This is a genomic window from Chitinophaga terrae (ex Kim and Jung 2007) (assembly GCF_900107795.1).
In the GTDB taxonomy this organism is placed as follows: Bacteria; Bacteroidota; Bacteroidia; order Chitinophagales; family Chitinophagaceae; genus Chitinophaga; species Chitinophaga terrae.
This window is the reverse complement of record NZ_FNRL01000010.1, coordinates 22,543-37,103: the sequence shown is the minus strand read 5'-3', so window position 1 is coordinate 37,103 and position 14,561 is coordinate 22,543. Positions and strand designations below refer to the sequence as shown.

The window sequence follows — 14,561 nt, the reverse complement described above, 5'->3', positions numbered from 1 at the left end:
TTTGGGGATATGACAAAATTTCTATCTACCACCCTGTTTGTTGTATTATGTTCGTTGTATTGTCAGGCTGCCCTGGTAAAAGGGACAGTTACAGATAATAACAATCAACCCCTCCCTTTTGCTTCCATATTTATTAAAGGAACTACTACCGGAACAACTTCCAATGCGGCAGGGCAATACCAGCTTGAGTTGCCCAATGGCAACTATACAGTTGTCTGCCAGTATATCGGTTATAAAAAAACTGAGGTAAAAGTAGCGGTAACAGCAGCTGAACAGCAGTTGAATTTCCGCCTGGAACCGCTGCAAATGCAGATCAAAGAAATAGTGGTGAAGGCCGGAGGAGAAGATCCTGCATATGCTATTATCCGGGAGGCAATTAAAAAAAGGAAATTCTACCAGGAACAGGTATACGAATACTCCTGTACTTCCTATATAAAAGGGAGTATTGGGGTCCGCAACGTTCCTGAAAAGTTCCTGGGCAAGAAGGTAGATAAGAAAGATGTGGGGGTCGACAGCACAGGCAAAGGAGTGGTGTTCCTTTCCGAATCCCTTACCAAAGTATATTGCCGGCAACCGGATAAGATCAAGCTGGATGTAATTTCCAGCCGGGTAAGCGGGGGAGGACTGGGACTCGATTTTCCGGCGATCATCAGCTTTTATGATAACAACGTATCTGCCGTTATTACGCAAATGGGGCCCCGCGGATATATTTCTCCCATCGCAGAAAATGCGCTAAGCTTTTATAAATACAAACTGGAAGGAACTTTTATAGATGATGGTAAAACAGTGAACAAGATCCAGGTGATCCCCAAACGAAAGCATGAGCCCCTGTTCAGCGGGTCTATTTTCATAACAGACGGCGATTGGAGGATCTATAGCGTGGACCTGCTGCTGACCGGCGACTACCAACTGGAGATCATCGATACCCTTAATATCCGTCAAACGCATGTAGAGGTGACGCCCGAAGTATGGAGAACCAAAGACCAGGTACTCCATATTGCCCTGGATAAATTCGGTTTTGCTATGGCAGGCAACTTCGTGAACGTCTACAGCCATTATAACCTGGACCCTAAATTAGGTCCTAAATTCTTCGATAATGTACTGATCAAATACGATTCATCTTATAACAAACAGCCTCACGGTTATTGGGACAGTATCAGGCCGGTGCCGCTGGAACCTTTGGAAGTAAAGGACTTCCACGAAAAAGACAGCGCAGCCCAGGCAAATAAAAAAGCGGCTTTGTCGCCCCGGCATATCGACTCCCTGCAGCATGCCCAGAAGAAGATAACGGTCGCGAATATATTATGGAGTGATGTGAGCCGGAAATATTACTTCTCCCGCGACAGCGCCGTGCTCTTTAATTCGTTGAACATAAAAGGCCTTGTCAAAGCCCTGAAATATAACACGGTGGAGGGCCTGGCTTTAGCGCTGGAACCGACGCTTTACTTTAACACAAGCGACGAAACCAGCCTGGTGATCCGGCCAAATATCCGTTATGGCTTAAGCAATACGCATCTGAACGCGTTTACCCGGATCGATTTCGGCAAACGATCGAAAGTGGCGAATAAAATCGGAAGGGATACCTGGAGTATAGCAGGCGGAAAACGCATTATGCAGATCAACCCGGCCAACCCCATAGGTAACTTAATGAATGAATTATACACTCTTGTTTTCAAAGAGAACTACATGAAGTTATATGAGAACTGGTTCGGTAACCTGGCCTATGGCCGGACCTTCCAGAATAATAGCCGGCTGGCTGTGTCCCTGTTGTATGAAGACAGGATGCCGCTGGAGAATACAACGGATTTCGTGCTGTTTAAGAACGACAAAAAGTCGTTTACCCCGAATCATCCTGAAGAGTTGAGTAATATCCCATTCACCAGGCATAAGGCTTTTGTGGCGAGTATAGGATTCAGTTTCCAGCCAGGTCAACAGTTTGTGGAATTTCCTGATCGGAAAATTTCCATCGGATCCAAATACCCGACTTTCACTGTTCAGTATATCAAGGGGATACCGAATATCGCTAACAGCGTAGTGGATTATGATAAATGGAAGGTTGCCGTATACGACAATATGAACTTCAAGCTGTTTGGCGAATTCAGGTACCAGGTATCGGCTGGCGGATTTTTGAACGATAAGAATGTGCAGTTGCCGGATTACCAGCACTTTAACGGGAACAGGACTTTTTATAATGACAGATACCTGAACAGTTTCCAGCTGGCGCCGTATTACCAGTACAGTACCACGGCTTCGTTCTATGCAATGGCAAACTTGGAACACCACTTCAATGGGTTGCTGACGAATAAGATACCGTTGCTGAATAAGCTGAAATGGAACCTGGTGATCGGTTCAAATGCGTTCTATGTAAATCAGCGGAATAACTATATCGAGGCTTTTGCGGGGCTGGAGAATATCTTTAAAGTGGCGAGGGTAGATGTGGTAGCCGGCTATCAGAGCCAGGCGCCTACGCGTGTAGGCGTTAGGGTTGGTTTCGGAGGGGTGATAGGAAGTGCGTTAAAAGCAGCTATTGATTAACACTTTCGGGGGCCTTTATCACTATGTTGCTGAAATAAAGGCCCGCGGCCAATCACACAGTTTTATTTTTTCCGGCTTTTAAGCTCTTTCTTTTCATCGAAGTAATAAGCCAGCAATCTATAAATCCAGATACCAATGATTGCGTAAACAAAGTAAGTAATGTAATGCGTCATAACCTTTTAATTTTTTGGGTTCAACAATAATTTGCGTTCTCAGAAATGAAAATTCAAAAAGGGTGCCAAGAGGGGTTGTAACTTGGTCACAAAGTTATATACAATAATTGTCAAATAGTTATAAAAAAATAAATATTCTTTTTTTTGTTTGTAGAACTTTTTCTTTATATCTTTCGTATATAACATTGTGTATCACTTACCGCAGTAACCTTCACAGTCATGAATAGAATAGCTGTTTTCGCACTCATCTTAGGTATTATTCTCGCTGCCGCAGCCTATTACACCGATTTTTACGATTTGCCGGGAGCTATGGCTTTGAGTGTGCCGGGTTTTGTGGGTTATATATTTATTATCAGCGCTTTGGGTTGGTTCAGCCTCAACACATTACACCAGTGGGGAAGGGAAGCCCGGGTTTATTATTCCTGATTTCCAAGGTTTTTTGCTACTTTTGCACCCTAATCATATTTTCTTAAAAGAGAAATTTGATTGAAGTTTTGTTCAGCAGGTAACTGTCCTTAAAATTTCAAGCAAAAAATGGCATTACACAACAGAGTATCAGCCACCGAGCTAAAGCAGCGGTTGGCGCAGGAAACATTTAAACGCGTTACTATTTCTTTCTACCAGTACGCGAAGATAGCTGACCCAAAAGCCTTCCGGGATCAGCTCTACCTCACACTTAACAATTTGGGTACATTCGGCCGCGTTTATGTGGCAGCTGAGGGAATTAATGCCCAGGTCAGCGTGCCTGAACACAATTTCGAAGCGTTTAAGGAAGCATTATATGCGATCGATTTTCTTAACGGCGTTCGCCTGAACATCGCAGTAGACGACGATGGCAAATCATTCTATGTCCTTAAAGTTAAAGTGCGTGAAAAGATCGTTGCAGACGGCATCGACGACCCAACCTTTGACATGAGCAACCGGGGTAAATACCTGGACGCCCAGGCCTTTAACGAATTATCCGGGAACCCCGACACCGTGATCGTAGACATGCGCAATCATTACGAATACGAAGTAGGGCATTTCGAAGGCGCTATAGAAGTACCTTCTGATACCTTCCGTGAACAGCTTCCAATGGCCGTAGAAATGCTGGCCGACCAGAAAGACAAGAACATCATCATGTATTGCACCGGCGGTATCCGTTGCGAAAAAGCCTCCGCTTACATGTTGCATCACGGGTTCAAAAACGTATTCCACCTCGAAGGCGGCATCATCGAATACACCAACAAAGCAAAAAAAGAGGGACTCCCCATTAAATTCAAAGGGAAAAACTTCGTGTTCGACGATCGCCTCGGCGAACGCATCAGCGACGATATCATCAGCCACTGTCATCAATGCGGGGAACCCTGCGATACTCATGTCAACTGCGCTAACGATGGCTGTCACCTGCTCTTCATCCAATGCGATAAATGCAGGGAAAAATATAACTCCTGCTGCAGCGAAGAGTGTAAAAATATTCACGCCTTACCTTTAGAAGAACAGATCGAACTGCGTAAAGGCGTAGTAAAAGGCATACAATTCAATAAATCCCGCCACCGGCATTTGTAGTTTCACGCGAATGTTTCACGCAAAGGGGCAAAGAAGCAAAGCTCGCAAAGGATTTTTGGTAAGGGGAATAAGGGGGCAAAGGAATTTGACCAAAGCGGATTTTAAGAAAAGCAAAGGGAGTAAAGATTATGTTATATAACACATTCTTCACTCCCTTTGCTTTTCTTATTTCCCTTAAAAAAAATCCTTTGCGGGCTTTGCTTCTTTGCCCCTTTGCGTGAAACATTCGCGTGAAAAAAAATCCGCCCCGCGTGGTTTCCTCTCGGCAGGGCGGAGTAGGATGATCATTACTGACCATTCTATCAACCTATATGCGAACTAAAAAAAGGTTAGCCGGAGGCCCTCCAGTACCAATTTCTTATAGCGGAACTTTTTTCGCTTTATATGCTCCGTAAAAAATGATGGGGAACACTAATAATGTTAAGACGGTAGCTGTGATTAAACCCCCTATTACCACTATCGCCAAAGGTTTCTGGGTTTCGGAACCGATACCATGCGACAACGCCGCCGGAACAAGGCCTATAGCCGCCATCAGCGCGGTCATCACAACCGGCCGGACCCTGCTCTGAACCCCCAGTTTTATAGATTCATTCAAGGTAATTTTTTGTTCGAGGTTTTTGTGGAATACCGAGATCAGGATCACCCCATTTTGTATACAGATCCCGAAAAGGGCAATAAATCCTACACCCGCAGAGATGCCAAAGTTCATACCCGTTACATGCAGGGCCAGGATCCCGCCTATCAGCGCAAACGGAACATTCATCAGTACAAGGCCGGCATCTTTTACATTACCCAGCATAATAAAGAGGATAAGGAAGATGGCAACGATGCTGATAGGCACTACCTGTCCCAGACGTTGGGTGGCGCGTACCTGGTTCTCGAATTCCCCGGTCCAGCCAATGCTGTATCCTTTCGGCAGCTTAATGGCTTTATTGATCTTCTCCTGCGCTTCTGCTATGGTGCTGCCCAGGTCGCGGTCGCGTACCGAGAATTTTACCCCTATAAACCGTTTGTTGTTATCCCTGTAAATAAAGGCCGGACCAGTGATGGTGGTGATCTCGGCGATCTCTTTCAACGGGATCTTGTTATTGTTGATGGTAGGTACCATCAGGTTGGCCAGGTCATCTTCCGTTTTACGGTAATTCTCGTCGTACCGGATACGGATATCAAATTTTTTCTCCCCTTCGTACAACTGGGTAGCGGTTTTACCACCGATAGCCATTTCAATTACAGCCTGTGCATCCGCTGTGGCTACTCCATACTGCGCCATCTTGTTATCATCCAGGTTGATACTCATTTCCGGCTGACCGATATTCCTGATCACGCCAAGGTCTTTAATGCCAGGTACTGTTCTTAACTGCGCCATCGCCTGTTGAGATAATGCTTCCAGCTTCACCAGGTCATCTCCATATATCTTCACGCCATTAGCTGCTTTAAAACCGGCTACCGCTTCCGAAACGTTATCACTGATCGGTTGAGAGAAGTTAAGGATGATGCCGGGATACTTTTTCAGACGCTGCTCCATTTCAGAGATCAGCTCGTCCTGCGTGATCTTCCTTTTCCATTCCTCTTTCGGCGCCAGGTCTACCTGGTACTGCACAAAGTAAAACCCGTTAGGATCGGTTCCGTCATTGGATCTTCCAACCTGCGACAATACTCTTTTCACTTCCGGGAAACCGCCCAGGTCCTGGCGGATGTCATGCGCCATCTTCGTGCTTTCGGTCAGCGACATACTCATAGGCAGCTCCGTTGTTACCCATAACGAACCCTCGTTCAGCTGGGGCAGGAATTCTGTTCCCAGGAATTTGGCTGAAAAGAAGGTGAGCACCATAAAGGCCAGGGCCAGGGTAAGACTGAGTTTCTTATTGCGATAGGTCCATCCGAACCCTTTCATTACCGTTCTGTCAAAGAAATTAACGATCACGTTATTCTTCTCTTTAACATTTTTGTTCAGAAGGATGGAACATAATACCGGCACCAGGGTAAGGGTAAAAAGCAAGGCTCCCAACAACGCAAAACCGAGCGTCCAGGCCAGGGGCGAGAACATCTTACCTTCTACTTTCTGGAATGAGAAGATAGGCACCAGGGAAATGATGATGATCAGTTTGGAGAAGAAGATCGCTTTCGCAAGATCTCCGCCTGTTTGCTTGATCCAGCCCAATTTTGCCATGCGGTTGAATTTCTCCATCCCATATTTATGCGCCTTGTGATCCAGCATTACAAATATTCCTTCTACCATCACCACCGCTCCGTCGATAATGATACCAAAGTCGATCGCGCCCATCGACAGCAGGTTAGCGCTCATACCCTTGAGCCGCAGGCACATAAAGGCAAACAGCAGGGCCAGCGGGATGATGATGGAAACAATGACAGTAGTTCTCCAGTCGGCCATGAAAAGGAAAACGATCACCGTTACAAATATGATACCTTCTGCAAGGTTGTGCATGACGGTATGGGTACAGAACCTCATCAGGTTATCCCGGTCGTAGAATGTTTCCATTTTAACGTCGTCGGGCAATATAGTTTCGTTCAGTTCTTTCAGCTTATCTTTCAGCCGTGCCAGCACTTCCGACGGGTTTTCCCCTTTTCGCATTACCACGATGCCTTCTACCAGGTCGTCCTGCTTGTCGATGCCCACCTGGCCCACTCTTGGCGCCGATGCTTCCCGTACATTGGCCAGGTCTTTCACCAGCAGGGGAACTCCATTGTTGTTCTGTATGATGATATTGTTGATGTCCTGTATGCTGTTCAGCAACCCGATTCCTCTTACCACGTATGCCTGGCCGTTCTTCTCGATCACATCTCCGCCTACGTTCACATTGCTTTTGGTAACTGCCTGGTAAAGCTCCAGCGGGGTTATATCGTATTTGGCTAAACGAACCGGGTCGGCCGATATTTCATAGATCTTTTCCTGGCCGCCGAATGCCACTACGTCTGCCACCCCCGGAACGCTGCGCAGCTGCCTGTCGATCACCCAGTTCTGCCAGGTAAGCAGATCCCTGGAATCCCGTTTGTCGCTTTTCAGGTAATACCTGAATATTTCGCCGGTCGGACCATAAGGGGGCTGCACTTCCGGTTCCGCTCCTTCGGGAAGGCTTACGCCCGCCAGCATGTTGTTCACCTGTTGCCGTGCAAAAAAATCTTCCACATCATCTTCAAACATGATCTTAACAACAGACAATCCAAACATGGTTACAGAGCGTACGCTGGTTTTCTTCTGCACTGCGTTCATCGACACTTCAATGGGAAGTGTCACAAACCGCTCAACTTCCTGCGCACTCCGGCCATTCCACTTCGTAACAATAACGATCTGCGTATTGGTTACATCCGGGAATGCTTCAATGGGAGTATGTACGAAAGAAAATACTCCCGCTGTTATTAATACGGCTACACCAATGAACACGAACAATTTGTTCTTCAGTGAAAAGGCCACAATATTTCTAATGAACTTATTCATATATCCTCTTCGTTAGTATGATACGCTTGATCTTCAGTTCTGTCAAGGAAGTTCCTGGATCGGCAGTCCTGGCAGGACAGCCGGTCCGGCAACCGGATCAGCAGGCACTGTTTTAATCTTTCAGTGCATCATAGATGAGCAATTGATTTTTAGAGATCACTTTCTCACCTGCGGCAAGGCCTGAAGAGAGGTAAGTAATATCTCCCGATGTTTTAGCCACTTCTACCTGGCGTACAGCGATATTGAATTTATCTTTGAATACCAGTACATAGTTTTTGCTGTTATCAAATATCACAGCGGCTGAAGGCACCGCGATCTTCTGGTCCTGGTCTTCGTATTTCACATACACGGTTGCAAACATTTCAGGCTTCAGCAGCATGTTCTTATTATCCAGCCGTATCCTTACCTGCATGGTTTTGGTAGTAGGGTCCAGGAAATTATAGATCTTGTCTATCTTCCCGTGGAACGGCTGATCGGGGTAACTTACGGTCACCACATCGGCATCATATCCTTCTTTTATCCGGCTGATATCTGTTTCGAACACATTAGCCATTACCCATACATCATCCAGCTCGGAAATAGTGAAAATGTTGCTGCTGTTATCCGTACGGATCTCCATATTGTTGTTGATGTTCTTTTCTATAACATAGCCGGAGATAGGGGCGGTAACCAGGTAGGTAGCGCCTTTTCCTTTCCTGTATATTTTAAACAGATCGTTCAGGCGGGCGATCTCTGCATCTGATTTCTGCAACTCGCCTTTGGCATTCACTACGTCTTTTTCAGTGCTCAAACGACTGGCGTAGAGGTCTTCCGCTACTTTCAGGTTTTTGTCGGCCACGTTCCTGTCAGACTTTGCCTGTATGAGTTGCTTCTCATAGTCTGCAATTTCCGCACTGTGTATCACCGCCAATACCTGTCCCTTCTGCACATAGTCGCCCAGTTGTACTTTAATGTCTTCTACATAGCCGCTCACCAATGGATATACTTTCAATACTTTGCCGCCGTTGGGAGTTACTTTACCGGAAAGGCGAAGTTCGTTTTTCACAGGCTCCATCCGGGCGGTGTCAATGCGGGTATTTTTCAGCATGGTATCGCTAAGCACAAATGTTGTTTTCTCTGCACCTTCCGCCTGGCTTGGTTTACAGCTAGTCCATGCTCCTGCTGCGAGCAGCGAGAAACCAATGATCAGAATAGGCTGCTTCATAAGTTTATTTTTTAAATAATTCTTGTCCGGTTGCATAATTGAGTTCTTCGTACGCGTTTACCCGTTTGGATAAGAACGTGTTTATATTTTTTGCGTTATCACTGTAACTGTTGAAATAATCGATGAACTGGAGCAGCGTGATGTTGCCTTTGCTGAAGTTCTTCGCTACTTCCTCTATCAGCGTGTCGAATTCGTTCTGGAAAAGATGCAGGTCAAATCCTTTGTAGCGCTTTTCCAGTGCGAGGATCTGTTGCCAGGCGTTGAGTACTTCCGTTTGCGCTATGGATTGTTGCTGTAGTAATTGTTGTTGTGTAGCGTTTACCTGGAGGGCGGCAGATTTGATGTTGCCCTGGTTCCTGTTCCAGAGGGGGAGATCTATGCCCAGCGTAAGGCCAACGAAGTTATTGACATAACTTCCCTGCTTGTCGTAGGTGGCGCCAACATGGAGGTCGGGAACCGCCATTGCTTTCTGCAGGCGGTAATTTAACCGGGATGTCTGCAATTCCATATCCGCCACCCTGACGTCGGGGCGGTTAACCGCGGCACTGTCCAGGAGTTGCTGCAGTTGCAGTTTATCAAGGTTGTAAGCAACAAGGTCGGAAGGCGAAAGAGTGGCTTCATAGAAATCCTGCGAGTGTAATAACTGTTGCAGGTTCTTTTGCGATTCCAGTTCCTGTTGTTTCAGATCCAGGTAATCGTTTTCCAGTCCTACCTGCAAAGCCTGCAATCGCACCAGGTCCGCATGCGCTACGCTTCCTTTCTGATCCGCTACCACATATGCTTTCACGATTGTTTCCAGGTTGTCCAGCTGCTCTTTCAATATCTTCGCTGTCTGCTGCCGGTAGTACAGGTTATAGAAATTTTCCCTGAGCTGAAGTTTAAGCGTACGTAACAATTCATCGAAAGTCGCCTCGTTCATCCTTGCGGCAGTTGCCGCTAACTGTACATTCTTATTTCGTTTTCCTGCCAGCTGTATCAACTGGTCAATGTTGTATTCTGTTTGCCCGTTTGCACCAACTGCAAATGGCCGGAAATTATTTGTACTTCCAAATCCAAGTACGGTGCTGAAAGTGGGATTGCTCCATATTTTCGCCTGCCTGATAAGTGCTTTGGATGCATCGATCTGGTAACGTTGAGCAAGAAGTGCGTAGTTTCTGACAATGAAAGAATCTTCTACAGCCTGCAGTGTGATAGGTGTTTTGGGTGTTTGTGCCTGCGTCGTTTTGCTAAAGCCCAGGCAACTGATCATTACTCCGAAGAGCAGTATCCTGAATGTCCGCATAATGCCAAATTTCATGATACAAAACTCAGCAAGTAGAATTAAAGGGGCCTTTAAGGCAAATTAAAAAAGACTTAAAATGAATTAAGATAGAGATTAACGGAGATTAAAATAAGATTAGAGATGAGGCAGCATCACGGTAAAAGTGGTGCCCTCCTGCGATGTGGAAGTAACTGTGATATGCCCGTTATGAAGCTGTACTATTTTTTTGCAGATAGATAAGCCAAGTCCATGGCCGCGGATCTGCAAGGCATTTTGACCGCGGTAAAAGGGTTCAAATATTTTATTGATCTCGGCAGGAGGGATGCCTATCCCGGTGTCTTTTACCTGTACTAAGATATATTGAGTGAAGAAATCAATGGTTACAATGGCGGTGTTGTTATCGGAAAACTTACAGGCGTTGTCTATCAGGTTAAGGAAAAGTACTTTCAACAGGTTCTCGTTGCCATGGCAGGTTACATCGGAATCGTTGTCAGGCACTTTTACAAAATGTATGTCTACCTTGCTGGTATTCTTCTGTTTTAACCTGATCAGCGTTGGCATTTCAAGCAGCAGCTCATCTATTCTTACATCCGTGAATGCAAATCCTTCCTGGCGCATTTCAGATTGCGCCAGCTGAAGCAGGCCATTGGAAAGGTCTGAAAGGTTTTCGGCATCTTCCAGCAAAGAGGTCAGCAATGCCAGGTATTCTTCTTTGCTGCGCTCTTTAGACAGCGTTACCTGCAACTGGCTGATTATAGCGGCAAGGGGGGTACGAAGTTCATGCGATGCGTTACTCACAAAACTTTTCTGCAGGTGGAACGATTCGCTCAATCTTTGCAGCATGGTGTTGAAATTGGCGCCCAGCTTGGATATTTCATCTTTCCCTTTTACTGCTACCTGGGTATCCTGTAGATTATTGGCATTAATGCTGTCTACCTGCTCCACCAGTTTGTCTATTGGCTGCACCATTTTCCGGGCGAAGAAATAACCCACGCCAACCAATATGCCAATGGCAATAAGGGCTTCGATCAATAAGATGCGCCGCAGGTTCTGAAGGTTCTGGAAGCCGTATTTATCAAAGGAGGCAACGATCACGATCACGGACACCGTGCCTTCTGTATAATATACGCCCACTACTTCTCCATTGCCTTTATCATAACTATACAGTTTATTTTCTTTTATATAGGTGAGAAGGGCCTGGTTGGTCCTGATGGTGGTGTCTTTAAGGTTGCTGTAAAGCAGGTCGTAGTTGGGGTTGTATACGAGGATGGTTTCTTTGTACAGGTCCTGGAACGTGGTCCTGTCAAGCTTCCTCAGAAGATCCACTTTTACATTTCCATCTTCAATGATCACATTGGCAATAGAACGGGCCCTGTATTCCAGCCTTTCCAGGTATTCGGCTTTCCTGGATTTCGCAGAAAAATAATAGGCAAACCCTGCAAAGGCAATCAGCATCAGCGTAGCCGACAGGGTATAATAAAGCGCTATTTTGTATTTAATCTTCAAGGACTGGCTTATTCTTCCGACAGGTAGTAGCCCATACCGGTTTTGGTATGCAGCAGTTTCTGGTCAAAGTCTTTGTCTATCTTCTTCCTGAGAAAGTTCATGTATACTTCGATCACGTTGGTACCGGTGTCGAAGTCGATATCCCATACTTTTTCAGCAATGGTGAGTTTAGAGATAACTTTTCCTTTATGCAGTGCAAGAAATTCCAGCAATTGATATTCTTTGGCGGTGAGGGTGATTTTTTTACCGCCACGGGTTACATCTTTTTTTTCGCGGTCAATTTCGAGATCGGCGATGCTGATCTTGTACTGGGTGCCATGTGTGGCTTCAGATCCGGCCCGTTTAAGGAACACCCGGATACGGGCGAGCAATTCCCGGAAATCGAAAGGTTTTACCAGGTAGTCATCGGCGCCCAGCTCAAAGGCCTGCATTTTGTCTTCCATGCCGCCCAGGGCAGTGAGCATGATAACCGGAACTTTGTTGTTCTTCTGCCTGATCACTTCACAAAGTTCGTAACCATTATTGTGAGGAAGGTTGAGGTCCAGTATGACCAGGTCGTAATGGTTACTGGTGGCCAATCCTTTGCCTATACGCCCATCGTAGGCAACATCCACTTCAAACCCGTTTTCTTCAAGGCCTTTTTTAACGGCATTGGCTACTTTAACCTCATCTTCAACTACCAGTATTTTTTGCATACACAAAATTTTTATTAGCTCGCAGAGAAGCTGCGAAAACAAAGAAGCATAAGGTTATTAATAAATATAGAAAATATATTCAAAAAAACCTTATGCCTCTTTACTTCACTGTAAGGAACCTTAACTGTTGAGGTTTGCCTCCAGTTCCATGATCTTTTCAAAAAGTTGTTCGTATTGTTGGTTTGCTTTATCCAGTAATTTCTGTACTTCCTGGTACTCGCTTTCTACCTGGGCAAACTTAACTTTATCGCTGTATGTCTCCGGCGCGCCAAGAGAGTTTTCCAGGCTGGCTTTCCTGTCTTTCAGGCTCGCAAGCTGGCTTTCTACCTGGGCAAATTGCTTCTGCTGCTTTTGCAGTTCTCTCTGCACTTCCTTATTGATAGCCGTTTTATTGGCCGCAGGGGCGGGAGCGGGGGCAGGAGTAGGTTGCTGTTGTGCAGCGGCCTTTTGCTCTTTCCTGTTCTCGTTACCGGCTTTCGCTGCGCCTTGCGCCTGGGCCGCCATGCGTTTTTTCCATTCTTCGTATTCGGTGTATGTACCTTTAAATTCCTTGATCTGCCCGTCTACGATCTCCCAGATCTTATTGGCGGTCTGGCTGACGAAATAACGGTCGTGCGACACCAGTACATAACTGCCCTCGTACTTATTCAGCGCGTCTATCAGCATCTGAACGGAGTTCATATCAAGGTGGTTCGTAGGCTCGTCGAGCATGAGGAAGTTGGCCTGGCTGATGATGGTCTTAGCCAGGGCTACCCTTGCTTTTTCACCTCCTGATAATATCTTGATCTTTTTAAATACATCGTCGCCTGTAAACAGGAAGCAACCCAGCAACTGGCGGAGTTCCAGCTCTGTGCGTCCGCTGCCGAAGTTCTTCAGTTCATCCAGGATCTCGCTCGACATATCCAGCGATTCCAGTTGGTGTTGCGCATAAAAGCTGGTCATTACGTTATGGCCGGGAATTCTTTCACCTTCCATTTCTTCCATCCCGAAAATAATGCGGAGGAGAGTAGACTTACCCTTACCGTTGGCGCCTATCAGGGCAATTTTATCACCGCGGTTGATCTCTGCGCTGGCATTTCTCAGGATGCTGATATTGCCGTAGCTTTTGCTTACGTTGTTAAGCGTACATAAGATCTTGCCGGGAGTTTTATCTACAGTAAAGTTGATGCGGATCTTGCTCGGACCATTATCTACCTGTTCAATCCTTTCCAGTTTATCCAATCTTTTTGCAATACTCTGCGCCTGCGCGGCTTTAGAGGCTTTCGCCTTAAACCGCTCAATAAACCTTTCCTGCTGGCGGATATAGTCCTGCTGGTTTTCGTACGCTCTCTGCTGCATTTCCCTGCGCAGTTCCTTTTCAACTTCGTAGTCGGAATAGGAGCCGGTATAGTGATGGAGCTGCTGCTGGTACAGTTCTACGATCTTGTTCACCATCCTGTCAAGGAAATAACGGTCGTGCGATACGATGATCACCGCCCCGTTATAACCAACCAGGTAACGCTCCAGCCATTCGATAGACGGGAGGTCGAGGTGGTTCGTAGGCTCGTCGAGCATGAGTACATCGGGTTGCTGCAGGATCAGGCGGGCCAGCAGTACGCGCATTCTCCAACCTCCGGAGAACTCGTTGTAAGGCCTGTCCAGGTCGGACGTGGTAAAACCAAGACCTTCCAGTACCTGGGCTGTTTTATGTTTCATGTTGTAGCCGTCGAGGGCTTCAAATTCATGCAGTTTATCGCTGAATTCGTGCAGCAGGGCATCTGTTTGATTTTCTTCCAGTTCCTTCGTGATACGTTCAATATCTTTTTCCAGTTCCAGCGCCTTTCCAAAAGCCATCATACCAACAGTCAGGATCGATTCGTTGGTTTCAAAGCTTAACAGGTCCTGGTTAAAGAACCCGATGGTAAGGTTTTTACTTTTATTAACGCTTCCCTTGGAAACAGAATATTCGCCGTTTATGATACGCAACAGGGTAGATTTACCGGTTCCGTTCAAACCAATAAGTCCTACCCGGTCGCCCGGTTCTATATGCCAGGAAGAATCTTCCAGGATCACCCTGGAGCCAAACTCAAACGTAATATCCTGTAATGCGATCAACATAAAAAATCAAAAAATTGAGTAAAAAACGTGCAAAGTTACACATTTTTGTGGTATTCCATGGCCGCTGCATCCCTTCTGCCAGGTT

At 46.1% G+C, this 14,561-nt stretch carries 9 protein-coding genes; 3 read left to right on the top strand and 6 right to left on the bottom strand.

Features of this window, described 5'->3' with window-relative positions; all coding sequences use genetic code 11:
• The first annotated feature begins 9 nt into the window (after positions 1-9).
• From BLV62_RS12450 to trhO, 3 genes are all read left to right on the top strand, one after another.
• A complete protein-coding gene (locus tag BLV62_RS12450) occupies positions 10-2,535 on the top strand; it encodes a DUF5686 and carboxypeptidase regulatory-like domain-containing protein (RefSeq protein ID WP_089762075.1) in 2,526 nt (841 codons plus the stop codon).
• A gap of 392 nt (positions 2,536-2,927) precedes the next feature.
• Positions 2,928-3,134: a hypothetical protein gene (locus tag BLV62_RS12445; RefSeq protein ID WP_089762073.1), complete on the top strand. Its 207-nt coding sequence runs from the start codon at positions 2,928-2,930 to the stop codon at positions 3,132-3,134.
• A 108-nt stretch (positions 3,135-3,242) separates the two neighbouring features.
• Positions 3,243-4,256 carry an oxygen-dependent tRNA uridine(34) hydroxylase TrhO gene (gene trhO, locus BLV62_RS12440; protein WP_089762071.1) on the top strand — a complete coding sequence of 338 codons (1,014 nt, stop codon included), beginning with the start codon at positions 3,243-3,245 and terminating at the stop codon, positions 4,254-4,256.
• Positions 4,257-4,614: 358 nt separating this feature from the next.
• Here trhO and BLV62_RS12435 read toward each other — a convergent pair whose 3' ends face one another.
• From BLV62_RS12435 to BLV62_RS12410, 6 genes are all read right to left on the bottom strand, one after another.
• Positions 4,615-7,713 (bottom strand): efflux RND transporter permease subunit, encoded by a 3,099-nt coding sequence (locus BLV62_RS12435; protein ID WP_089762069.1) that lies wholly within the window; start codon positions 7,711-7,713, stop codon positions 4,615-4,617.
• Positions 7,714-7,825: 112 nt separating this feature from the next.
• Entirely contained in the window at positions 7,826-8,917 is a 1,092-nt protein-coding gene (locus BLV62_RS12430) for an efflux RND transporter periplasmic adaptor subunit (RefSeq protein ID WP_089762333.1), read from the bottom strand.
• Between the two features lie 4 nt (positions 8,918-8,921).
• Complete coding sequence (locus tag BLV62_RS12425; protein WP_089762067.1) at positions 8,922-10,214, bottom strand: TolC family protein; 1,293 nt, start codon at positions 10,212-10,214, stop codon at positions 8,922-8,924.
• 99 nt (positions 10,215-10,313) lie between these two features.
• Positions 10,314-11,684 carry a HAMP domain-containing sensor histidine kinase gene (locus BLV62_RS12420; RefSeq protein WP_139170133.1) on the bottom strand — a complete coding sequence of 457 codons (1,371 nt, stop codon included), beginning with the start codon at positions 11,682-11,684 and terminating at the stop codon, positions 10,314-10,316.
• 8 nt (positions 11,685-11,692) lie between these two features.
• Positions 11,693-12,379, bottom strand: a complete 687-nt coding sequence (locus tag BLV62_RS12415) for a response regulator (protein WP_089762064.1) — start codon at positions 12,377-12,379, stop codon at positions 11,693-11,695.
• A gap of 120 nt (positions 12,380-12,499) precedes the next feature.
• On the bottom strand, positions 12,500-14,476 hold the full coding sequence (locus BLV62_RS12410; protein ID WP_089762061.1) for an ABC-F family ATP-binding cassette domain-containing protein: 1,977 nt from the start codon (positions 14,474-14,476) through the stop codon (positions 12,500-12,502).
• Positions 14,477-14,561 lie beyond the last annotated feature (85 nt).